The sequence below is a fragment of the Actinomycetospora sp. 2LY8.5 genome (genome assembly GCF_057180585.1).
Genome location: NZ_JBXUHE010000050.1, coordinates 17,383 through 40,155, shown reverse-complemented (window position 1 = coordinate 40,155; position 22,773 = coordinate 17,383). Strand labels below are relative to the sequence as shown.

Sequence of the window (22,773 nt, the reverse complement as noted above, 5' to 3'; positions counted from 1 at the left end):
CCTCGCCCGCGCCTGGCTACGCGTCCTCTGGCGCTGCTGGACCAACCACGACACCTACCGGCCCGACCTCCACCGAGGGCTGCAACAACAGCTCGCAGCAGCGGCGGCTTGACACAGGGCTCTCAGCGCACCTGGCGGCGCCGGACCACGGCGACCACGGCCACCACCGCGCCGATGAGCGCGAGGGCACCGGCGGCGAGGCCGACGCGCAGGCCGCTGTCCGACCCGCTCGACTCGTCCGCGCCGCTCGCGTCCGGCGTGCCCTGGGCGGACGACGCGCCCTGGTCGACCATCACGGCGTCCACCGCCTGGCGCGTGCGCCCGACGGCGACGTCATCGAGCGTCAGCTGCGCGGGGTCGGAGAGGTCCTGGGAGCGGTAGAGCCCGACCTTCATGTAGTCGCCGTCGTCGTAGAGCGTGCCGTCGGGCGGGTGGAAGGCCGTGACCGTGCGGCGCCCGGCGCTCCAGACATCGACGGTGCCCTTCTCCGGGTCCCGCGAGAAGACGATGCGCACGATGATGTCGATCGGGTCGCCGGGGCTGATCGGGGCGATCGACTGCTGGTAGGCCTGGTTCCGGTCGTCGTCGCCACCCGTGATCATCAGCTGGCCGTCCTGCACGGCGATCGCCACGGGCGGCGAGCCCTCGTCGCCGTAGTGGTGCCACTGCATGATGATCTGGAAGCGCTGGGCGTCGACGGGGAAGTCGTCGGCGAGCTGACCGCGGTAGCCGTAGTAGTAGACGTCGCCCTCGCGGCCGTCGGGCACGCGCGGCAGGAGCTCGCTGCGCTGGTCGCCGCCGTCGAGCGAGAACTCCAGCGCCTGACCGTGGCCCGACGGGGAGGCCACCTCGCGGGGTGCACCGTCCTGCTCGTTGTAGTCGTTGCGGCGGAACGAGCTGAGCATGTCGCCGCAGGTGTCGGCGCGCCAGACCAACCCGTCACCCCCGGGCGGCGTCGGCGAGGACGCGAGCGCCGGGCCGGGGGCGAGGAGCCCGACCAGGACCGCGACGATCCCCGCAGCCACCGCGGCGACCAGGCGCCGGACCCGGGGCCGGCGCGGCCGCGCCGTGCGTGCACCGTCGGTCGTGGTCACACCGCTCCTGGCTGTCGAGGACGTCGGACGACCGCGAGGGGCGCCCTCTCCGGGGTGGGGCACCGCACCTCCCGGCGGGATCGAGCGTACCTGGACCGGGTGAAGAGCCCGTCGGCTCGCAGTCGGCGTCAGTCCTCGTCCCGGCGGGGCCCGCGCAGCACACGCAGCGGCTCGGCCCGGCTCGCGTGGCGCCCGTACGACGGTGGGTGACCGTTCGCCGGCCCGTGCCCGTGGGTGCGGCCGTGCCCGTTCGGGTGCCCGTTCGGGTGCCCGTTCGGCGCGGGAGGCGCCGCCGGTGCCGTGTAGAGCCGCTCGGTCATGGCGACCGCCCACTCCGGGGCCGTCTCGCGTCCCGCGCCCGAGGGGATGAGGACGGTCGGGGCGTCGTCCAGGGCGGCCTGGCGCGAGGGGATGGCCTCGGTCGGGCGCCCGGTCATCGGGTCGACGGGCACGTCGGCGGCGGCCGCCACCACGACGGTCTCCGGCGCCGGCTCCGGGGTCGCCGCGTCGGCGCCCGAGCTCTTCTTCGGCCGCTTGATCACCGAGCGCACGCCGGCGTACAGCTCGCGGCTCACCGAGGGCGACAAGATCCGCAGCAGGCCGAGGTAGATGCCCGCGAAGACGAGGACGTCGACGATCAGCAGCCCGATGCCGATGACGATCGGGCGGGTGTCGGAGTGGAAGAACTCGTTCTCGAGCACGAACGTCGCGACCAGGGCGGCGACGCCGGCGACGAGCACCGGGACGAGCACGCGCAGCGCGTCGCGCACGCGCACACCCGCCACGCGCATCCCGATCCCGACGGCCAGCGAGCCCGCGGCCAGCGCCTCGGCCGAGGCGGCCATGCCGACGCCGAGGAGCCCGAGCGTCGGCAGGAGGGCGAACAGCGCGACGACCGTGACGACGAGGCTGGTCGCGGTGATCCAGTTGAGCAGGCGGCTCCGGCCGGTGCCCTTGATGGCCTCCTTGCCGATGGAGCCGAGCGCCATGCCCGGGCCGTAGCCGGCCATCCCCATGAGCACGAGGCCCGCCCCGCGCCATTCCTCGCCGAGCGCCACGACGACCAGCGGCTCGCCGATCGCGACCAGCAGGGCGCCCGCGGGCAGCGCGGTCACCCACAGTGCCGTCATGGCGCGCAGGAAGCCCCGGCGCAGGCGCCCGGCGTCCTTGGCGATGCGCGAGAACGCCGGGAACAGCACGTAGGACGCGATCTGGATGATCGCCGTGCCGGGCAGGGCCGCGATGCGCCGCCCGTAGCGGTACATGCCGAGCGGGCCCTCACCGAGGAAGCGGCCGGTGAGGCCGGCCTCCATGAACTCCCGGCCCTTCTGCGCGAACTCGCTCGCGATGAGCGGGAACGCGAACCGCGCCATCTCGCGCCAGAGCGTGAAGCTGAACGTCCCGCGGCCCGGCCACCAGCCGGCGAGCCACCAGGTCAGCACCAGGGTGACGACCTGCGAGGCGTAGAGCGCGATGACCAGGCCCCACACCCCGAAGCCGAGCGCCGAGAGCGCGATCGCGGTGCCGGCGAAGGCGATCGCGGTCGACGGGTTGACGATCATGCGGCGCTTGAAGTTGAAGCGCCGCTGCATCAGCCCGTCGGGCACGTTGGTGAGCGCGTGGATCGTCAGGACCGCGGCGGTGGCGGCGCACACCGCGCCCGCCACGTCGCCGCCGAAGAACGCGCCGATGAGCGGCGAGACCGCGAACGCGAGGCCCGACATCAGGATGCCGTTGACCAGCGTCACCCAGAACACGGTGTCCGCCGCGTCCTCGAGGTCCTTCTCGCGCTGGATGAGCGCGGCGCGCAGGCCGCCCTCGGAGAAGGTGACGAGGAAGTTCGTGAGGATCGAGCCCGCCGTGAAGGCACCGACCTCGGCCGGGCTGAGCAGCCGAGCGACCGCCAGCGTCTGGATCAGCGAGATCGTCTGCGTGACGACGAGGACGATCGCGGAGATCTTCGCGCCGCGCTGGAGGGTCTTGCCGAGCTTGTCGATCGAGGGCTGCGCGGTCGCCTCGGCCGTCGTGTCCTTCGCGACGGCCGAGGTCGGCGCCGGTTCTCCTGGCGGTGCGGGCCCGCTCATGCGGTGAGCGGGACGGTCACTTCTCCGGAGCCGGGCCTCGGGTGTGAGCGCCGGACAGGGGACACCTCGCCCGGACGGGCAGCCGGTCGCCGAACGTGCCGGCGCGGGGAGCGAGGCATGGCTCCCAGCGTATCGGAGCGGCGGCGTAGCGCTGTCGGCGGTGCGGGCGCGTGACCACGCCGGACCCGCCCCTGAGAAGGGCCGACGGGTCGGCTGCGTTCAGCGGCGCAGCGTCTCGCTCGGTGAACACCCGTACACGTGACGATACTCGGCCGAGAAGCGCCCACCGTGGGCGAAACCCCAGCGTGTCGCGATGGCCGCGACCGTGTCGCCGTCCCTCGGGTCGGCCGCCCGCAGCTCACCGTGGGCCCGGTCGAGACGCACCCGGCGCAGGTGACCGAGCGGGGTGGTCTCGCGGTAGCGCGCGAACGCGTGCTGCAGGCCGCGGGCCCCGATGCGCGCGGCGGTCGCGATGTCGTCGAGCCCGATCGCCTCGTGGGCGTGCGCCTCGATGTACGCCGCGGCCCGGCGGACGGTGGCGGGCTCGGCGCGGCCGGGACCGGGCCGGGTGGGGTCCTCGGCGGCCTCGAGCGCCGAGTTGGGGAAGGTCAGCAGCACCGTCGTGGCGACATGGCGCAGCGCCTCGGCGCGGACCAGCGGCGTGGACAGCGCCTCCGGGTTGTCGAGGGTGTCGCGACCGAGATGGCTCATCGACTGCACGAGGTAGCGCTCGCGGGCGGCGTCGACGGCGTGCATGGAGCCGAACCGGACCGCCGACGGCTCCAGCCCCGAGAGCTCCGCGCCCACCCGCGCCACGGCGTCGGCGTCGATCGCCTGGCCGATGACGTCGATGTCGTCGTCCCAGTCGCAGGCGAAGCGCTCCCAGTGCGGGACCAGGCGCAGCCCCGTGGCCTGCTCCTCGCCGCAGGTGGACCGCACCCGCCCCGCGATGGGCAGCACCACCGTCACCCGGTCGACCGGGGCGCACAGGACGTCCATCCCCACGCTGTACCGGACCCGGTCGAGGCCGAACTCGCCGCGCGGGGCCGTCACGGACCGGGACGCGATGGTCAGCCGGGCCTCGCGCCGGGGCACGGCGAACCGCGGTTCCTGGTCGCCGTAGACCGAGCGCAGCAGCTCCACGGCCGCGTCGGTGTCGGTGGCCGTCAGCAGCCGTCGCGTCACCGGCCCGCCGTCGATGGCCTCGACACCGTCGACGTCCGGCTCCTCTGGGTGCACGTGTCCCCCCGGCACCTCATGGGCGATCCGGCGGTGGGGGCCGGTGGCCACCGTGCCGGCCGCCCGTCCCTCGTCCCCCCGGTCACGGGCGGGCCTCAACCGATCCCGCCGAGGGTACGCCGAGCGATGAATCTGTCCGCAAGGCGATACCGCGAGCGTGCTCCGCCGCCAGGATTCGAACCTGGATCATCGGAACCAAAATCCGAGGTGTTGCCCTTACACCACGGCGGATGGGTCGCCCTCGGGCGACGCTGACCATCGTGACACGTGGCACCGCGCTCCCGGCGTCCGCCGTGGGCGAGGTCGCTGCTCAGCGCCCCGCGTGCTCTCGCCGCCCGCTGTCGGCGCGCGGCGGGGTCCGGCCCACCGAGCGGGTGGCGACGAGCAGCAGCACGACGCCGAGGAGCAGCGCGCCCGCCACCCACGTGATCGCGTCGATGTCGCGCCCGGCGGCGCCACCCGCGGGCGCCGCGGCGTCCTCCGCGACCGGGTCGGTGCCGGGCGTCCCGGAGCCCATGCCCGTCGGTGCGACCGAGGCCATCGTGGGACCGACCCGCAGGTCGTCGACCCACAGGCGGCCGCCCTCCTCGATGGCGGTGGCCCGGTAGAGCCCGAGCTTGAGGTAGTTGCCCTGGTCGAGCATCGTGCCGTTCGGCGGGCTGTAGCCGTCGAGGACGTGGCGGCCGTCGCGCCAGACGTCGACGCTGCTGCGTCCGGGGTCCTGGGAGAACGCGACGCGCATCGACACGTCGAGGCGGTCGCCACCCCGGACGGGCCCGAGGTCCTGGAGGTTCTCACCCTCGGAGGCGAGCATCAGCCGGCCCTGCCGGACCTCGAGGGCGATCGGCGGGGAGCCCGAGTCACCGGTGTGGTGCCACTGCAGGACGACCTGCCAGTCCTGGGTGTCGGTCGGGAAGTCGCGGGCCAGCCCGGCGCGGTAGGTGTAGTACCAGACCTGGCCCTCGTACTGGTCCGGCACGCGCGGCTCGACCTCGGAGCGCTGGTCGCCGCCGTCGAGGCGGAACTCGAGCGCCTGGCGGCCCGGCGAGGTCGGCGACGGGACCGCGCGCGGGGCGCCGTCCTGCTCGTTGTAGCCGTTGCGGTCGAAGACGCCGAGCAGGTCGCCGGAGGCGGGGAGCTCGAAGACCGGCCGGTCGTTCGCGGGCGGTGGTGCCGCGGCCGCCACGGGCGACGACCCGAGCACGGCGGGAAGGACGGCGGGCAGGACGGCGAGGAGAGCCGTGAGGAGAGCGATGAGCCTGGCGGACACGCGACCGGTGCGGCGGCGCGGCGCCGGCCCGGGGGCAGGCCCGGGATCGGCGTCGTGGGGCATCGGGGGCGGCTCCTCGCGTCGGGCGGAACGTCGGTCTCCCCGGACATTCCCGGCGGATCGTCGGTCCTCCGGCACGATACCGAGCGTCCGGACGGGCTCCCCGGGGCCTCCGTCCGGATGTCGATCCCCCGGCCGGGTCGTCCGCGTCAGCTCGCGGTGACCGCGACGGGTGCGGTGCGTGCGTTCGGGGCACCCTGCCGCCGCCCGGCCGGCGGCGGGGGTGGGGCAGGATGACCTCCACGGTGGCCGGCGGTAGCGGTGCCGGGGTTCTCGACCGTGGGTGTGACCCGCACGGTCCAATCCCCGACGGGCATCGCGTGACCGTGGGGAGAGACCGATCGTTGATCCTCGTGGCATCCCGGTGCGGAGCGCGCTCGGGTCGACCCGATCGAAATCGGGTGCGGCGGCGACGCAACCTCACCGTGACCCCGGGCGTCTCACGTCGAGCGGAAAGGTGTCCATGGCCGACGAGGTGCTGCGGATGGGTCCTCCCGACCGCACGACCCACGACGGGGGCGACGTGACGAACGGACAAGCCAGGATCTCGGAGCAGGCCGGGCTGTCGCAGGAGGACGTGCCGGGCCGGATGCCGGGCCCTGCCGAGCGGGGCGCGAGCCGGTACGAGGGCCCCCCGGGCCTGTCGGGCATCGGGCCGGCCCCGGTGGAGCCGTCACCGGTGGTGCCGAACGGCACGAGCGGGACACCGACCGGTGACGACGGAGTGTTCGTCGAGCCCGCGCCGACCGCGCCCGGGTTCGTCCGCATCTGGGAGGACGAGGGCCCGGAGCAGCCGGGCAGCGTCGCCGTGGCCACGAGCTGGCAGCTGAAGTTCGCGCTCGCGGTGGCCCTGTCCGACCTCGCCACGCTCGCGGTCTGCGTCGTGCTGGGCGCCTGGATCGGGTTCGGCGAGGGCGTCGGCCCGCAGAGCTCCGACCCGTGGGCCCTCGGTGGCGCGGCCGCGGTCCTGGTGACGCTGGCGATCGTCGCCTGCCGCGCCTGGGACCCCCGCACGCTCGGCCAGGGTTCCGAGGAGTGGAGCCGGCTGATCCGCGCCTTCGTCTCGGCGGCGATCGTGCTGGGGCTCGCCGGCCTCGCGATCGAGCGCCTGGGGGTGCGTCCGTGGGTGTTCGGCGTGCTGCCCGTCGCCGGGCTCGCCGCGATGGCCGGCCGCTACATGCTGCGCCGCTGGCTGCACCAGGCCCGCAAGCGCGGCCGCGGCATGCTGCCGGTGCTCGCCGTGGGCACCGAGCAGGCCGTGCGCGACCTCGTCGAGCGCACCCGCCGCGTGCCGCACATGGGCTGGGTCGTCATCGCGGCCTGCACCCCGACCGGCCTCGGTGAGGAGGGGCAGGGCCACGTGGCCGGTGTCCCGGTCATCGGCGACCTCGACGACCTCTCCTCCAGCGTGGGCAGCGGGCGTTACGGCGTCGTCGCCGTCGCCCCGACGCCGGGCTGGAGCCCGAAGCGCCTGCACCGCCTCGCGTGGGACCTCGAGGGCACCGGCTCCGAGCTGGTCGTCGACCCGGGCCTCATGGAGGTCGCCGGCCCGCGCCTGCACGTCGCGCCCGTCGACGGCCTGCCGCTGCTGCGCCTCACCGAGCCGCGCCTGTCCGGCGTGCCGCGCGTGTTCAAGCTGATGTTCGACCGAGTCACCACCGCGGCCCTGCTGCTCCTGCTGCTGCCGGTGTTCGCGGTCATCGCGGTGATCGTCAAGCTCGACGGCGGCCCGGTGTTCTACCGCCAGACCCGCGTCGGGCAGCGCGGCAAGACCTTCCGGATGATCAAGTTCCGGTCGATGGTCCCGGACGCGGACAAGCTGCGCGACGACCTGCTCGCCGGCACGAACGACGGCTCCGGGCCGCTGTTCAAGCTGCGCAAGGACCCCCGCGTCACGCGGATCGGCCACCTGCTGCGCCGCTACTCGCTCGACGAGCTGCCGCAGCTGCTCAACGTCCTCGGCGGCTCGATGTCCCTGGTCGGGCCGCGTCCGCCGCTGCCCGGCGAGATCGACGCCTACACCGACGCGGCCAAGCGCAAGTTCCTCGTCCGCCCCGGGATGACCGGGCTCTGGCAGGTCAGCGGCCGCTCGGACCTCTCGTGGGAGGAGTCGGTCCGGCTGGACCTGCGCTACGTGGAGAACTGGTCGCCGGCCATGGACCTGGTGATCATGTGGAAGACGGTCTCCGCGGTGTTCCGCGGCGACGGTGCCTACTGAGACGGAAGCCTTGGACAATCCAGACAACAAGATTCTCTGTCGACTCTGCGGCTCGGCCGACCTGGCCGGCTTCGTCGACCTCGGCGCGACGCCGCCCTGTGAACTGTTCCTCACCGCGGAGGCCCTCGAGGCGCCCGAGCCGACGTTCCCGCTCCACCCGCGGGTCTGTCGCTCGTGCCTGCTCGTGCAGCTGCCGCCGCTGATCGACCCGGACGAGACGTTCACGGAGTACGCGTACTTCTCGTCGTTCTCGACGTCGTGGGTCGACCACGCGCGGCGGTTCGTCACCGCCGCCACCGAGCGCGCCGGGCTGGGACCCGACTCGCTGGTGGTCGAGGCGGCGAGCAACGACGGCTACCTGCTCCAGCACGTCGTCGCCGACGGGATGCGGGCAGTCGGCGTCGAGCCGAGCGCCAACGTCGGCGCGGCCGCGCGGGAGAAGGGCGTGCCGACGGTGACGGCGTTCCTGTCCCCGGAGACCGGGGCGGCGGTCCGCGAGGAGCACGGCCCAGCCGCGCTCGTCGTGGCCAACAACGTCTACGCGCACATCCCCGACGTGGTGGGCTTCACCCAGGGCCTGCGCGCGATGGTGGCCGACGACGGTTGGGTGTCGATCGAGGTGCAGCACCTGCTGACGTTGATGCGCCACCGCCAGTTCGACACGATCTACCACGAGCACTTCCAGTACTACACGCTCGGCACCGCGCAGAAGGCGCTGCGCTCGGGCGGGCTCGAGCTCGTCGACGTCGAGCTGGTGCCGACCCACGGCGGCTCGATCCGGTGCTGGGCGCGGCCGGCCGAACTGGTGGGCACGGAGCTCGGCGCGGGACCGTCGCCGGCCGTCGCCGACGTGCTGGCCGAGGAGGCCGCGGCCGGGCTCGACACCGTCGAGGGCCACGCCGGGTTCGCCGGCGAGGTCTCGCGCATCCGCAACGACCTCGTGCGCTTCCTCATCGAGGCGGCGGACGCCGGGAAGTCGGTCGTCGGTTACGGTGCGCCGGGCAAGGGCAACACGCTGCTGAACTACTGCGGCATCCGCCCGGACCTGCTCGCGTACACCGTCGACCGCAACCCCTACAAGCACGGCCGGTACACGCCGGGCACCCGGATCCCGATCCACCCGCCGGAGCGCATCGACGCCGACCGGCCGGACTACGTGCTCGTGCTGCCGTGGAACCTGCGCGAGGAGATCACCGCGCAGCTCGCCCACGTGGCGGACTGGGGCGGGGCGCTCGTCTACCCCATCCCCTCGCTGCAGGTGGTCGAGCCGGGCTCTGGCAAGGTTGTTGAACCGTGAAGGTCGTCCTCTTCTGCGGTGGCTACGGCATGCGGATGCGCAACGGTGACTCCGATGCCCCGAAGCCGATGCAGATGGTCGGGCCCCGCCCGCTCATCTGGCACGTGATGCGCTACTACGCGCACTACGGGCACAAGGAGTTCATCCTCTGCCTGGGCTACGGCGCCCACCACGTCAAGAACTACTTCCTCGACTACCACGAGACCGAGTCGAACGACTTCGTCATGCGCCACGGCGAGGTCGAGCTGCAGGGCTCGGACATCGCCGACTGGACGATCCACTTCGTCCACACCGGCCTGGAGTCGCCGATCGGCGAGCGCCTGCGTCGCGTGCGCCACCTCGTCGACGACGAGGAGATCTTCCTCGCGAACTACGCCGACGTGCTCACCGACGCCCCGATCGACGACATGATCGCGCGCTTCCGGGACTCGGACGCGACGGCGTCGCTGCTCGCCGTGCCGCCGCAGGCGGTGTTCCACATCGTCGACATCGACCCGAGCGAGCGCGTCAACTCGATCTACCCGGTCACCGACATGCGGATCCGCGAGAACGGCGGGTACTTCGCGCTGCGGCCCGAGGCGATCGACTACATCCCCCCGAACGGCGACCTCGTCGGCGACGCCTGCACCTCGCTGGCCAAGGAGGGCAAGCTGCTCTCCTACACCTACGACGGGTTCTGGCAGCCGGCGGACACCCTCAAGGAACGCAACGCGCTCGAGGCGGCGTACCGCGCCGGCACCCGCCCGTGGATGCTGTGGGAGCGCGAGCCCCAGCGGGAGCCGCTGGAGGGCCTCGTCGACGAGGCCCTCGGCCGCTGACCGTGCGCTCCCTGGTCCCGGAGTCGGTCGACGAGCTGGTCCTGCTCGCCGCGCACTGCGACGACATCCCGATCGGCGCGGGCGGCACGGTGCTGACGCTGTGCCGAGCTCGGCAGAACCTGGGCATCGCCCCGGCTCTCCGGGTGCGGGCGCTCGTGCTCTGCGGGGGCGGGACGCCGCGCGAGGACGAGGAGCGCGCCGCGCTGGCGGCGTTCTGCCCGGGCGCCGACCTCGCGGTCACCGTCCTGGACATGCCCGACGGCCGGCTCCCGACGCACTGGGAGTGGGCGAAGGAGCAGCTCGAGGCGTTCCGGCGGACGTGCGAGCCGGACCTCGTGCTGGCCGGGCACCGGGGTGACGACCACCAGGACCACCGGGAGCTCGCGAAGCTCGTGCCGACGGTGTTCCGCGACCACCTCGCGCTCGGCTACGAGATCCTCAAAGCCGAGCCGGACCTCGCCCAGCCGCCGCTGCTGTGGCCGCTGGAGCCCGACGTGCTCGCCGACAAGGTCCGGCTGCTGCAGGAGCACTACCCGTCGCAGGCTGCCCGGGCCTGGTTCGACGAGGAGACGTTCCGGGGCCTCGCGCGCGTGCGCGGCGTGCAGGCCGGGGTGCGCTACGCGGAGGGGTTCCACCTGACGCGGGCGCTGCTCGCCGCCCCCGTACCGTCTCGCTGAGCGATTCACACCAAGGAGGGATCCGCCACGATGCGCGTCCTGCTCACCGGCCACCAGGGCTACCTCGGCACCCTCATGGCGCCGCTGCTCACGCAGGCGGGCCACGAGGTCACCGGGCTCGACTCGGGCCTCTACGCCGACTGCGTGCTCGGCGAGCTGCCGGCCCCGGAGCCCCCGGCGCTGGCCGTCGACCTGCGTGACGTCACCGTCGACCAGCTCGCCGGCTTCGACGCCGTCGTGCACCTGGCGGCGCTGTCGAACGACCCGCTCGGGGCGCTGGCGCCCCAGCACACCTACGACATCAACCACCACGCCTCCACCCGGCTCGCGCGGCTGGCCAAGGAGGCCGGGGTCGGGCGCTTCGTCTACGCCTCGACCTGCTCGGTGTACGGCGCGTCGGGCACCGAGGACGTGCTCGACGAGGAGGCGCCGATGAAGCCGGTGACCCCCTACGCCGAGTCGAAGGTGCGGGTCGAGGCGGACCTCGTCGACATGGCGGACGCCGACTTCGTGCCGGTGTCGATGCGCAACGCCACCGCGTTCGGGTTCTCGCCGCGGCTGCGCGCCGACATCGTGCTCAACAACCTCGTCGGCCACGCGCTGCTGTCGAACCGCATCCTCGTGATGAGCGACGGCACGCCCTGGCGCCCGCTGGCGCACGCCCGGGACATCGGCGGGGCGGTCGTCGCGGCGCTCGCGGCGCCGGCGGACACCGTGCGCGCGCAGGCGTTCAACGTCGGCTCGACGGAGAACAACGTGCAGGTGCGCGACATCGCCGACGCGGTGAAGGTCGCGGTGCCCGAGGCCGAGCTCGTCATCACCGGCGAGACCGGCGGCGACCCGCGCTCCTACCGCGTCGACTTCACGAAGATCGGGAAGTTCCTGCCCGACTTCCGGCCCGCGTGGTCGGTCGCCGACGGTGCCGAGGAGCTGACCCGGGAGTACCGCGCGCGCGGTCTGACCCAGGAGGCGTTCGACCGGCGCTTCACCCGCCTCGCCGTCCTCAAGGACCGCCAGGAGGCCGGCACCCTCGACGACTCCCTGCGCCCCAGCTGAGCCTCTGTGAGCACTTTCCGGGCCTGCAGGCCCGGAAAGTGCTCACATGGTGGCGAGCAGGGCCTTCCAGGAGCCGGCGGTGCGGTCGCGCTCGGAGATCGCGGTGACCTCCAGCGGCCAGGTGATCGCGAGGTCCGGGTCGTCGTGGGCCACCGCGACGTCCTCGCCCGGCGCGTGCGGGCGGTCGATGCGGTAGCAGACGTCCGCCACCTCGGTCAGCGCCTGGAAGCCGTGCAGCAGCCCCGGCGGCACCCAGAGGTGCCAGAAGTCCTCGTCGTCGAGGCGGAAGCTCTCCACCCGTCCGAACGTCGGCGAGTCCGGCCGGGCGTCGACGAGGACGTCGAGCACCGCCCCGTGCGCCACGCGGACCAGCTTCGCCTCGCCGCGCCCGCCGCGCCCGTGCATCCCGCGGATCGTGCCCTGCCGGGAGCGCGACTGGCTGTCCTGCGCCTGCGGACCCAGGTCGATGCCGTGCTCCGCGGCGATCGCCGTGTCGAACGTGCGGGTGAACAGCCCCCGGTCGTCGCGGTGCGGCGCGGGGACGAGCACCCGCACACCCTCGATGCCTGCCGTGCGAACCTCCACCCGACGAACCCTGCCATCCCCGTGTGCGACCACCACGAGAGGACCCCGCCCGTGGACCCCCGCCCCACCGACCCGTGCCGCTGGTGCGGCGCCACCAGCGGCACCGTCGTGCTGGATCTGGGCGACCAGCCCGCCGCCGACCACTTCCCGGCCGCCGACGACCCGGGCCCCGACCCCGTGCACCCGCTGCGGATGTGGCTGTGCGCCGCCTGCGGGCTCGCGCAGCTCGCCGAGGACCCGACCACCCCGGAGGAGCCCCGTGGGGCGGAGCCGGACGCCCTCGTGGCCCAGGCCCGCGACGCGGTGGCGCGGGTCGAGGCGGCCGGGCTGCTGCCGCGTGGCTCGACGGACGGGGTCAGGGGCACGGTGACCGAGTTCGGCAGCCCGCACGGGGGCTCGTGGCTGGACCTGCTGGCGGCGACGGGGCTGGCCGAGGCCGACGCGGGTCCGGCCGACGTCGTGGTCGACTGCTTCGGGCTCATGCACGCCTGCGACCAGCGCGCCGGGCTCGCCGAGCGCGCCGCCGCCACCGCGCCGGACGGCGTCCTGCTGCTGCAGTTCCACACCCTCGCCGCGATCGTGGCCGACGGCGGGTGGAACGCCCTGCGCCACGGCCACTACGCCTACTACGCGACGCCGGTGCTCGCGCGGATGCTCGACGAGATCGGCTTCGAGGTGACCCACGCGTTCCTCTTCGACCTCTACGGTGGCACGGTGCTCGTCGCGGCGCGCCGTCACGGGGTCGACGGCCCCCGCGACCACGCCTCCGTGCAGACCCTGGTCGAGCGCGAGGAGGCCCTCGGGGTCACCGACCCGGCGGTCGTCGCCGGCCTGGAGGAGGCCGCCCGGCGCAGTGCCGAGGGCCTGCGTGCCCACCTCGTCGGCTCCCGCGAGAAGCGTCACGACGTCCTGGGCTACGCGGCGGCCTCCCGCGCGGTGCCGCTGCTCAACCGCGCCGGGATCGGCCCCGACCTCCTGCCCGCCGTCGCCGACGGGGCGCCCGCGAAGCACGGGCGCCGCTTCCCCGGCGTCGGGATCCCGATCGTGGCCCCGGACGAGGTCGTCACGCGTCACCCGGACGAGGTCGTGCTCTTCGTCACCGACATGCTCGGCGAGATGCGCCGGCGCATCCCCGAGGTGGAGGCGGGCGGCGGCCACTGGGTGATCGTCGACCCGACGGTGCGGGCGGTGGCGCCCGCCTGAGCCCTTCGGGGGCGCGCCCGCTCAGCGTCCGGCGTGCCCCGGGCTCGGGGTGGCGGCGAACAGGTCGGCCCACTGCCGCCCGACGGCGTCCCAGCGGTAGTGCTCCTCGACGAGCCGGTGCGCCCCGGCGCGCAGCTCGGCGGCGAGCTCGGGGTCCTTGAGCACCGTGCGGATCGCGTCGGCGAAGGCGCCGGGCCCCTCGGCGGTCATCAGCGAGGCCCCGTCGCGGACCTCCGGGATCGCCTCGACGCCGAGCCGGGTCGACACGACCACGACGCCCATCCCGAACGCCTCGAGCACCTTGTTCTTGAGCCCGCTGCCCGTGCGCATCGGGTTGATCATCACCGGGTAGGGCGCGACGGCCGAGCGCAGGTCCTCGACGTAGCCGGTCAGCGCGATCAGCGGCTCGTGCGCGGCCAGCTCGGCGAGCCAGGACGGCGCGTTCGGCCCGACGACGCACAGCTCGACGCCGGCGTCGCGCAGGTGCGGCTCCCAGATCTCGTTGAGGAAGAACCAGAGCGCGTCGCGGTTGGGCGCGAACCCGAGGTTGCCCCAGAACACCACGCCGTGCCGCGTGCCGGGCTCGGGCAACGGGGTGAGGAACGCGTCGTCGACGCCGTTCGGGATCGTCCGCACGACCCCGCGGCGGCCGTGGAGGCGTTCGATGGCGCGCGTGTCGGGGTCGCTGATGGTGACGACGACGTCGAACCGGTCGGGCAGGCCGCCCTCGGTGGCCTTCTTGCGGCGCAGCGCGAGGCGGTCCTTCCAGAGCTGGACCCCGTGCGAGGGGTGCGCGCTGCCCGACAGTGCCCGCTCGGAGGTGAGCACGCCGCTGTCGCAGACGTCCAGGACGGTGGTGACGCCCTCCAGCGTGACGGCGAGCTCGGCGAGCGCGACGCCGAACACGACGACGTGCGTGATCTCCTTCTCGGCCACGATCTCGCGGAGCCGGTCTCGCGCGGCGGCGAAGCGGCCCGGGCGCGAGAGCTGCATGTAGTGGTCGTTCGAGGTGCGCAGGTAGCGCCGGGCGCGCTCGCGGCCGGGCGGGAACGCCGCGAGCTCCTCGATGGAGGCGAACAGCGGGTCGACCGTGATGCCCACCGGGCCGTCGGTCTCCTCCTCGAGGGGGATGACGGCGAGGTGTGCCTCGCCGGGCAGGTGGGCGCACAGGTGCGCGACGCGCAGGTCGTAACCGCTCTGCCGCGACGCGATGCGTCGCGACGCCAGGACGAGGATCCTCATCGCACCGTCCGGTGCCCGCTCCAGCGCGAGCGCCAGTCACGCCTGCGGAGCTGCGCGACGCGCGCCTGCAGGCTCCGCTTGAGCGGGTGGACGGCGCCGAGCGCGCGGGGGGCCACGCGCAGGGCGAGCACCAGGGCGCCGGAGCGGGCGGTCGGCTGTGCCTCGTGGGCCTCGGTGGCGTACCGGCGGGCGGCGTGGGCGTCACCCTGCGCGAACGCGACGCGGGCCCGCCGGATCGCCTGCTGGTAGGTCAGGCGCCGCTGCACGCGGTCGAGGGCGGCGCGGGCCTCCGGGGCCCCGCCCTCCGCGGCCTCCTCCGCGGCGCGGCGCAGCACGGTGGCGCGCTGGCGCTCGAACTCCTCGCTGCGCTCGGCGTCCACCGGGCGGCTCTCCGAGCCCGCCTCCAGGCGGAACAGGCCGAGCCGGTCGCCGATCATTCGCACGTCGTGACCCGCGAGGATCGCGCGCAGCCAGAACTCGAGGTCGTGCACGAGCGGGGCGTCGGTCTCGAAGCCCATGCCGCCGAGCGCGTCCCACACGTCCCGGCGGATCGGGGCGGAGTAGTAGGGGCAGGGGCCGTCGACGACGTCGGCGACGGTGAGCCGCACCGCGCCCGCGGGGGCCTCGGCGAGCCCGGCGGTCTGCAGGTAGGTGCGGGCCATCGGCTGTTGCCCGGGATCGGTGAACTGCACGGCGTCGCAGGTCACCGCGGCCACCGTGGGCTCGGCGTCGAGCACCGCGCCCGTGCGCGCGCAGAACTCCGGGGTGATCGCGTCGTCGGCGTTGAGGACGACCAGGTGGCGCCCGGTCGCGACCGCCGCCGCCGCCCGCACCCCGCCCACGGCGCCCTTGTTCTCCTGGCGCACGAGGTGGATGCGCGGGTCGTCGAGATGGGGTTCGACGACGGCGGCCACGGCGTCGTCGTTGCCGTTGTCGACGACGACGAGCTCCCAGTCGCGGCGCGTCTGGGCGAGCACCGCGTCGATCGTCCGGCCCAGGGTGTCCTCGGCCCGGTAGGCGGTGGTGAGGAAGCTGAACGCGGGCTGCGCCCGAGGCTCCTCTCGCTGCGGGTCGGTGCCGCGCGCGCGATCCCGTCCGTCGCCGTCGGAGCTGGTGGTCACCCCCTGAACGCTACCGCCGAGGGGTTTTCGCCCGATCGGCCGCCCGGGGGCCTGCGACGCCCGCTGTGTCGCATCGCGACGCACGTTCCGGTGACGGCCGCACCCCGAACGTGGCGAACCGGGCGCAGTACCCACCTTTCACACTGATCACAGCCGCCTCATCGTGCACACAAGCCTCATCTGCCCGTGTAATTGTGATCCGCCGCGACGAGTGGTCGTCTAGGTGCGGCGAACGGACGGCCTCACTGCTCCGTCTGCGGCAAGCGGTGACGGCCTGACGGTCGACGGTCTGGAGGAGAACGCGTGAAGAACGGCACCGGCGTCCCGCCACGGGGCGGGATGCGACGAGGGGTCCGCGTCGTGGCGGCAGTGGCACTCGCCCTGTCGGTCTCGGCCACGGACACGGCGGCGTGGGGCGCGGAGCCCTCCCCGCCGACCGATCCGAACGGGCCCTCGGCGGGTGTCGAGGCCGGTGTGGACGTCGGTGTGGACGTCGGGGTGGACGCCGGGGTGGACGCCGGGGTGGGTGACGGCGGCGGGGAGACCGCCGGGGTCCGCAACGGGGTCACGGTCGGGCGACGCCAGGTGTTCCTGGGCGACTGGGAGACCGGCGACTTCAGTCAGTGGGGGGTGTGCCAGTCGAAGCTGGTCAACGGGCCGTGCCGGGGCGTGGGCCGCGGCAACGCCAACATGATGATCACGGACGCCCCGGACGTGCGGCAGGGGCGGCACGCCGCGCGGTTCACGGTGAAGCCCGGCGACGTCCCGAACTTCGGTGGCGGCGAGCGCAGCGAGGTGCAGTCGAACGCGGGCGGCGCGCTGGTGCACGAGGGTGACGAGCGCTGGTACGAGTGGTCGGTCCGCTACCCGCGGGACATGCCCGACGTCACAGGCCGCTTCTTCATCATCCTGCAGTGGCACAGCGCCTCGGGCTCGCCGCCGCTGGCGATCGACCTCAGCAAGGGCACGGTCGACATCGGCGGTGACGGGGTGCGCTCGGCGCCGCGGCGCACGATCGGCCCGATCCGCCGCGGCGAGTGGGTCGACTACGTGCTGCACGTGAAGTTCTCGAAGAACAAGGACGCCGGGTTCGTCGAGGCCTGGGAGAACGGGCAGCAGACCGTGCAACGCACGCCCCGCGCGACGATGGTCGACGGCGAGAACTACCTCAAGCAGGGCATCTACCGCAGCACGAGCGCCAGCGGCACGGTCAGCCTGACCATGGACGGCCTGCGGGTGACGGCGCCGTGAGGGGGGCGCGCCTGCTGGCGACCGCGCTGCTCGCCGTCGTCGCGGTCCTCGGTGGACCGGCGGTCGGTGCGTCGGCGGCGGAGCCGGGCGAGACCGGGCCGACGCGCGACCTGTACCGCCAGCCGTTCGCGTGGGACTCCCCGTGGAACCTGCCGCTGTCGACCCAGGCGCAGTACGTGCCGTTCGAGAGCGGCGTCGGCGAGGTCTACCTCGACATCGAGGACATCTCGGTGGACCCCTCGTTCCCGGTGAGGACGCTCGACGCGGCCGGACGCGAGGTGAAGGTGCACTCCGACCCGGACCTCACCGCCGACGGCTCCTGGAACCACTGCTCGACGTTCCTCGTCGACGACGGCACACGGCGGACCGTGATCCAGGGCCAGCCGCTCAAGCTCGACGCGGGCGGCGACCCGTCCTACGAGCACGGCTGGGACGAGGTCTCGCTGACCTCGGCGGGGCTTCCCGGCTGCCACGGCGGCTCCGGGCTCTCGGGGCTCGGCGGCAGCGTGCGGGTCGGGGAGGTCTCGGGGGCGGAGCCGATCCGGCACGCTCTGAAGATCAGCCTGAACTGCAAGCGCAGCTGCAGCACCGCCGACGAGGGGTTCCGGTGGCCGGCGACCAAGGCCGACGGGTACTACGAGGACCAGTACGGCGGCCGGCACCCCGGCGTGAAGATGGGCTCGCTGATGGCGATCCCGCCCGGCGCCGACCTCTCCGGGATCACCGACCCCGACGTGAAGAAGATCGCCGAGGCGATGCAGACCTACGGCGCCTACGTCGTCGACGACACCTCGGGGGACACCACCAACTCGCTGTCGGTGCAGGCCGGCGCCGAGGAGGAGCTCCCGAACATCGGCGGCGACCAGATGCGCGAGCTCTTCGGGCAGCTGAACCTCGTCGACAACAACTCCCCGGGCTCGCCGGGCGGCGGCCCGCTCGGCGGACCCCGCCGGGCCCCCTGCGCCGGACCGTTCGCCGACGGGACCGGCGGCGCGCCCCCCGCGTGCGGGGCCGTGTAGGCGGGTGCGCGCTCGGGGCGAGGGGCGGCGGTTCCTGGGACGCCGGGGGCTCAGGAACCGTCGTCGCCCGGCGGGGGTGTGCGCCTGCCCTGCCGGCGCGTGACGACCGAGACCAGGCGGCTCTTCCCGGTGTCGTTCGGCTCGGCATGCTCCGGTCGCTCGGGGGTCGCGTCGACCGCGGTCGTCGGGGCGTCGAGCGACGAGACCGGGTCCAGGGCCGTGGTCGGCGGGTCGAGCAGCGGACCCTGGGGCGGCGGGGCGGGGCCGTACCGGGGCGCACCCGCAGGCGCGGGCGGGTGCCCCGGGGGAGGCACGGGTGGGGGCGGCGGTGTCGGTCGTGCCGGCCGCGGCACCTGGGTGGTGACGTCGTCCGCGAGGAAAGGCAGCTGGAACACGACGGTCGGCGCGTCGAGCAGGTCGCGGCGCCATCCGACCGGCTCGTCGTCGGACTCCGGCTCCGCGGCCTCGGCGCCCTCCTCGTCGTCCCCGCCGGACTTCCGGCGCTTGCGCACCGCCGCGAGGATCTCGCGCAGCGCCGACGGGTCGATGAGGGAGAGGACCCCGGCGAAGACGCCCAGCAGCAGGAGGGTCTCGCCGGCCAGGGCGAGCAGCCCCAGCAGGATCGGCAGCTGGTCGGAGTTCACCACCGAGTGCTCGAGGAAGCCGACGGCCACCCCGGCGACGGCCGCCGCGACCAGCGACGGGAGGAGCACGCGGAAGAGCTCGCGCCAGGACACCTTCGCGAGGTCCCGCGCGAGGACGAGGCTGACGAACCCGCCGAGCGCGGCGTCGATCGAGACCGCGATGCCGACGCCGACCAGCCCGTACGGCAGCAGCAGGATGAGCCCGCCGACGCCGACGACGATCGACAGCGCCGTGATGACGTGGATCCGGCGGCTCCGGCCCGCGCCCTTGATCGACTCCATGCCGATCGCGCTCATCGCCGCGCCGGGCCCGTAGCCCGCCATCGCGGCGACGAACAGGCCCGCGGGCCGCCAGGCCTCGCCGAGCAGGACGACGATCATCGGCTGGCCCAGGGCGATGAGCATCGCCGAGAACGGCATCGTCGCCGTCCACAGCGCCCGCAGGCTGCGCAGGAACCCGTCGTGGAACCGCTTCGCGTCCGACGCGATGCGCGAGAACGCCGGGAAGAGCACGTACGAGGCGACCTGGATGATCGCCGTGCCGGGCAGCACGCCGATCCGGCGGCCGTAGCGGTACTGGCCGAGTGCGCTGACGTCGAGCGTGCGCCCGATGAGGCCCTGCTGGACGAGGTCGCGCGACCGGTCGGTGAGGTTGGCGACGATCATCGGGAACGAGAAGCTCGCCAGCTCGCGCCAGATGCGGTAGCTCGGCCGGGTCTTGCCGGGCCGCCACTTGCACATCACCCAGCACGAGATGAGGGTGGCGAGCTGCGAGGCGTAGAGGCCGATGACCATGCCCCACACGCCGAAGCCGGCGAACGCGAGCGTCACCGCGACGATCGCGAACGACCCGGCCGTCAGCGGGTCGACGATGAGGCGCCGCTTGAAGTTGAAGTGCCGCTGCAGCAGCGCTTCGGGCACGTTGACCAGCGAGTGGATGAGCAGCGTGCCGCAGGTGGCCGCGCAGACGAGGCCGACCATCTCGTCGTTGTCGAAGAACAGGGTCATCAGCGGCGAGGCGGCGAGCGTGGCGCCGGCCATGACGACGCCGGTGCCCAGGCTCGCCCAGAACGCCGTCTCGGTGGCCTTCTCGACGTCGGTCTCGCGCTGGATCAGCGCCGCGCGCATGCCGCCGTCGGCGATCGTCACCGCGAAGTTGGCGAACAGCGTGCCCGCGGTGAAGACACCGATCTCCTCGACCGTCAGCAGCCGGGCGACGAAGATCGTCTGGATCAGCGAGATCAGCTGCGTGAAGATCAGCGCGACCGCCGCGAACTGCGCCCCGCGGCGCAGGCGGCTGCCGAGGTTCTTCAGCGAGGGGTTGTGCTCGTCGGGCGCCTCCTCCTGGGGGGAGGCGCCGCCCTCGAAGGGTGGGTCCGACTGGACCTCGGGCATCGCCTGCCCGACGCCCTGCTCGGCATGATCGCGAGGGAGGGACGAGCCGGGGGAGCCGTGCGGGCGACCCCGTCCGGGGTTCCCGTCGCTCTCCGGAGGCTGCGTCATCGACCCGTCATCGCTGGAACGGCCGCCCGTGGCGTCCGGAACCGGTCGCCACCGCGGCGCCGCGCCCCGGCCGGGCGCGACACTTCATCGTATCGGGGCCGGGAGAGCACTCCCGGATCCCGCTCAGCCGGCACCGACCACCGTCGCCCGGGGACCGGACGAACCGGTCCAGTGCACGCGGACCGCACCGTCACGACCGGGGTCGACGATGGGGGAGGGGGCCGGGCGGGCCGCGGCCGCGCCGGTGACGAGCAGCGTGGCGACGATCACGGGCTCGGAGCGGTGCGCGCCGACCCCGTCCTCGACGGCGGCGCCGACGAACCAGCACGGGCGGCGCTGTTCGAGGCGGTCGGACCACCAGCCGAGCTCGCCCGCGCCGGGGCCCCCGCCGCGCAGGCGCCAGCCGGATGCGGGGGCCGAGGCGGACGTGACGATCCGCAGCACGGGCTCGCCGTCGCGCCGGGCCACCACGGTGCCGTCCCCGTCGCCGTCACTGCTGTCGTCGAGGGCCAGGTCCGGGTGCAGCGGCCAGGTGGTGCGCACCGGGGGCAGGGGCGCGTCGGCCGTCTCGGGGTCGGGGGAGAGGACGTCGACCACGAGCATCACGTCGTCGCCGGGCGGGGCGTCGACGACGCGGCGGTGCACGACCGGGGACGCGAGACGCCGGTAGCCGTCGTGCTCGGCGTCGACGCGGCCGGCGGCCAGGTCGACGTCGCGCACGCGGACGTGCGCGTGCTCGGTCCAGAGGAACGGGCCGCCCATCACCGACTGGTCGTCGTCGTCGACGGCCACCGTGGCGTGCGCGCGGGTGGAGCGGTGGGCGGTGCGCCAGTCGGGGTGCACGAAGTAGCTGCCGGTGCCGGGGTCGCCGACGAGGTCGTGCCCGTCGACCGCGAGCCCGATCGCCAGCGCGTCCGCGTGCCCGTGCGCCGCGATGGACAGGTAGCCCAGCGGACCGACGTCGACGAGCACCCGGCGCCGCCCGGTGCGCAGGATCGCGAGGCCGCCGTCGGGGGCGTAGGCGGAGCCGGGCTCCCAGTCGGCCCCGGTGTCGGTGCTGCCCAGCCGTGCCGCGACCCAGGCCGAGGTGAGGTCGGGCGTCCCCGCCCGCCGCGCGGCCGGCAGGCCGGTGAGGGCGGCGGCGAGCGCGAGGTGCGGGCGGACCTCGCGGACCGGGGCGGGGTCGAGGCGCAGCGCGAAGCCCTCGTCGTCGTCGCCGGTGCGCGGGGCCGGGTCGCCGGTGCCGACGAGATCGGCGAGGTGCCCCGCCGAGCGCCCGATCGCGGCCAGCAGCGTCCCGTCGGCGGGCGTGGGCGCGTGGCCGGGGTCGAGGCGGCGCAGCAGGGCGACGACGGCGAGCAGCTCGGCGGTGAAGACCTGGTACCCGACGGCCTGCTCGGCGCCGACGCCGTCCGGGAGGATCTGGCGGCGGGCCTCGACGGCGAGGGCGTCGACGGCGTCGCGCTCCCAGCGCGCCGACGACGCGAGCTCGGGCAGCAGGATCGCCACGGCCGCGAGGCCGGCGAGCTCGCCGACGAGGTGGTTGTTGGCGGAGCTGTGCTTCGAGCGGTCGCGCCAGCAGCGCCGGGCGCCCGCGGCGAGCATCCGCACCGCGCGCCGGTAGCGCTCGGGGGTCAGGGCCGGGTGGTCGGCGAGGCCCTGCAGGGCGACGAGCACCGAGACCGCCCGCACGCCCACCTCGAAGGCCCCGCGCCAGGCGATGCCGCGCCCGGGCGGGTTGGCGGCGATCCAGGCCTCGAGCTGGTCGAGAGCCTCGGTGCCGTAGCGCTCGTCGCCGGTGATCAGCCAGGCCTGCGCGAGCCACGGCAGGTGCTGGAGGCGGTTGAGCTCCCAGATCCACTTCGGCTCGCCGTGCCCGGCGCGGTGGTTGATCGCGTCCGACGGGAGCGCGGGCCAGCGGACGTCGGCGAGCGGGTCGTACGACCAGTCGATCGCGCCGGGGTAGTGCGCCTCCGGGCGCGCGAAGAAGGTGAAGCGGTGCTCGAGCACGCGGTCGGCGGCCGCGAGCAGCGCCTTGACGGCCTCGGGGTGCGCAGCGGCGACGGCGGCGGCGCTCGCGCGGTCGAGGAGCACCGGGCGGGCGGTGCCGGCGCGGAAGTCGCCGAGCAGGGCCGACCAGTCCGGGTCCGCGCGCCCGAGCAGCGTGGCGTCGTCGGGCTCGTGGTCGCCGGTGACCCGGCGCGCCGCGGTGGCCCCGACGGTCAGCGCCCGGTCGGCCACCTCCCGCGGGCCCATCGAGCGCAGGCGCCGGGCATACCAGGTGACCTTCGCCGGGGCCAGGGAGTGCAAACCGGGCATGAGGCCACGGTAGGCCGCCCGCGCGTCTGACCCGGCGGCGGCCCCGACCCCGCGCGCCGCGCAGTGATCAACG

At 74.3% G+C, this 22,773-nt stretch carries 17 protein-coding genes and 1 tRNA gene; 8 read left to right on the top strand and 10 right to left on the bottom strand.

The features are described 5' to 3' along the window. Window positions 1-122: 122 nt before the first annotated feature. The 5 genes from AC2A1K_RS31585 to AC2A1K_RS31565 all read right to left on the bottom strand — a co-directional run bounded on the left by AC2A1K_RS31585 (window position 123) and on the right by AC2A1K_RS31565 (window position 5,750). Window positions 123-1,094: a heparin lyase I family protein gene (locus AC2A1K_RS31585; protein WP_483900319.1), complete on the bottom strand. Its 972-nt coding sequence runs from the start codon at window positions 1,092-1,094 to the stop codon at window positions 123-125. Between the two features lie 128 nt (window positions 1,095-1,222). After that, window positions 1,223-3,178, bottom strand: coding sequence for a lipopolysaccharide biosynthesis protein (locus AC2A1K_RS31580; RefSeq protein WP_483900318.1), 1,956 nt, complete (start codon window positions 3,176-3,178; stop codon window positions 1,223-1,225). A 219-nt stretch (window positions 3,179-3,397) separates the two neighbouring features. Next, complete coding sequence (locus tag AC2A1K_RS31575) at window positions 3,398-4,417, bottom strand: helix-turn-helix domain-containing protein (protein WP_483900317.1); 1,020 nt, start codon at window positions 4,415-4,417, stop codon at window positions 3,398-3,400. Between the two features lie 160 nt (window positions 4,418-4,577). Continuing rightward, window positions 4,578-4,648: transfer RNA gene (locus AC2A1K_RS31570), tRNA-Gln, on the bottom strand. Window positions 4,649-4,727: 79 nt separating this feature from the next. Further along, the gene (locus tag AC2A1K_RS31565) at window positions 4,728-5,750 is read right to left on the bottom strand and encodes a heparin lyase I family protein (protein WP_483900316.1); all 1,023 of its coding nucleotides are present in this window, start codon (window positions 5,748-5,750) and stop codon (window positions 4,728-4,730) included. Between the two features lie 460 nt (window positions 5,751-6,210). On the opposite strand from AC2A1K_RS31565, the gene AC2A1K_RS31560 reads away from it, so the two are divergent. From AC2A1K_RS31560 to AC2A1K_RS31540, 5 genes are read left to right on the top strand one after another with little or no spacing between them, the layout of a single operon-like run. After that, the gene (locus AC2A1K_RS31560; protein WP_483900315.1) at window positions 6,211-7,965 is read left to right on the top strand and encodes a sugar transferase; all 1,755 of its coding nucleotides are present in this window, start codon (window positions 6,211-6,213) and stop codon (window positions 7,963-7,965) included. Between the two features lie 10 nt (window positions 7,966-7,975). Continuing rightward, a complete protein-coding gene (locus AC2A1K_RS31555) occupies window positions 7,976-9,262 on the top strand; it encodes a class I SAM-dependent methyltransferase (RefSeq protein ID WP_483900314.1) in 1,287 nt (428 codons plus the stop codon). Then, the gene (locus AC2A1K_RS31550) at window positions 9,259-10,080 is read left to right on the top strand and encodes a glycosyltransferase family protein (protein ID WP_483900313.1); all 822 of its coding nucleotides are present in this window, start codon (window positions 9,259-9,261) and stop codon (window positions 10,078-10,080) included. Before AC2A1K_RS31555 ends, AC2A1K_RS31550 begins: the two co-directional genes overlap by 4 nt. A 2-nt stretch (window positions 10,081-10,082) precedes the next feature. Then, window positions 10,083-10,757 (top strand): PIG-L deacetylase family protein, encoded by a 675-nt coding sequence (locus AC2A1K_RS31545; RefSeq protein WP_483900312.1) that lies wholly within the window; start codon window positions 10,083-10,085, stop codon window positions 10,755-10,757. A 30-nt stretch (window positions 10,758-10,787) separates the two neighbouring features. Then, window positions 10,788-11,813 (top strand): NAD-dependent epimerase/dehydratase family protein, encoded by a 1,026-nt coding sequence (locus tag AC2A1K_RS31540; protein WP_483900311.1) that lies wholly within the window; start codon window positions 10,788-10,790, stop codon window positions 11,811-11,813. Between the two features lie 42 nt (window positions 11,814-11,855). Here the strand turns inward: AC2A1K_RS31540 and AC2A1K_RS31535 are convergent, their stop codons facing one another. Continuing rightward, a complete protein-coding gene (locus AC2A1K_RS31535; protein WP_483900310.1) occupies window positions 11,856-12,398 on the bottom strand; it encodes a dTDP-4-dehydrorhamnose 3,5-epimerase family protein in 543 nt (180 codons plus the stop codon). A gap of 51 nt (window positions 12,399-12,449) precedes the next feature. Between AC2A1K_RS31535 and AC2A1K_RS31530 the strand changes: the two genes are divergently transcribed. Then, window positions 12,450-13,601 (top strand): class I SAM-dependent methyltransferase, encoded by a 1,152-nt coding sequence (locus tag AC2A1K_RS31530; protein ID WP_483900309.1) that lies wholly within the window; start codon window positions 12,450-12,452, stop codon window positions 13,599-13,601. Window positions 13,602-13,622: 21 nt separating this feature from the next. Here AC2A1K_RS31530 and AC2A1K_RS31525 read toward each other — a convergent pair whose 3' ends face one another. Together AC2A1K_RS31525 and AC2A1K_RS31520 are read right to left on the bottom strand one after the other, a co-directional pair. Next, a complete protein-coding gene (locus AC2A1K_RS31525) occupies window positions 13,623-14,843 on the bottom strand; it encodes a glycosyltransferase family 4 protein (RefSeq protein WP_483900308.1) in 1,221 nt (406 codons plus the stop codon). Next, window positions 14,840-15,964: a glycosyltransferase family 2 protein gene (locus tag AC2A1K_RS31520; protein ID WP_483900307.1), complete on the bottom strand. Its 1,125-nt coding sequence runs from the start codon at window positions 15,962-15,964 to the stop codon at window positions 14,840-14,842. Before AC2A1K_RS31520 ends, AC2A1K_RS31525 begins: the two co-directional genes overlap by 4 nt. 303 nt (window positions 15,965-16,267) lie before the next feature. Here AC2A1K_RS31520 and AC2A1K_RS31515 point away from each other — a divergent pair, with 303 nt between their 5' ends. Then, a complete protein-coding gene (locus AC2A1K_RS31515) occupies window positions 16,268-17,215 on the top strand; it encodes a polysaccharide lyase family 20 protein (RefSeq protein WP_483900306.1) in 948 nt (315 codons plus the stop codon). Beyond that, complete coding sequence (locus tag AC2A1K_RS31510) at window positions 17,212-18,234, top strand: hypothetical protein (protein WP_483900305.1); 1,023 nt, start codon at window positions 17,212-17,214, stop codon at window positions 18,232-18,234. The genes AC2A1K_RS31515 and AC2A1K_RS31510 overlap by 4 nt, the downstream gene beginning before the upstream one ends. A 50-nt stretch (window positions 18,235-18,284) precedes the next feature. On the opposite strand, the gene AC2A1K_RS31505 is transcribed toward AC2A1K_RS31510, so the two are convergent. Together AC2A1K_RS31505 and AC2A1K_RS31500 are read right to left on the bottom strand one after the other, a co-directional pair. Further along, window positions 18,285-20,381 (bottom strand): lipopolysaccharide biosynthesis protein, encoded by a 2,097-nt coding sequence (locus AC2A1K_RS31505; RefSeq protein WP_483900304.1) that lies wholly within the window; start codon window positions 20,379-20,381, stop codon window positions 18,285-18,287. 123 nt (window positions 20,382-20,504) lie between these two features. Next, complete coding sequence (locus tag AC2A1K_RS31500) at window positions 20,505-22,700, bottom strand: heparinase II/III family protein (RefSeq protein WP_483900303.1); 2,196 nt, start codon at window positions 22,698-22,700, stop codon at window positions 20,505-20,507. Window positions 22,701-22,773: the final 73 nt, after the last annotated feature.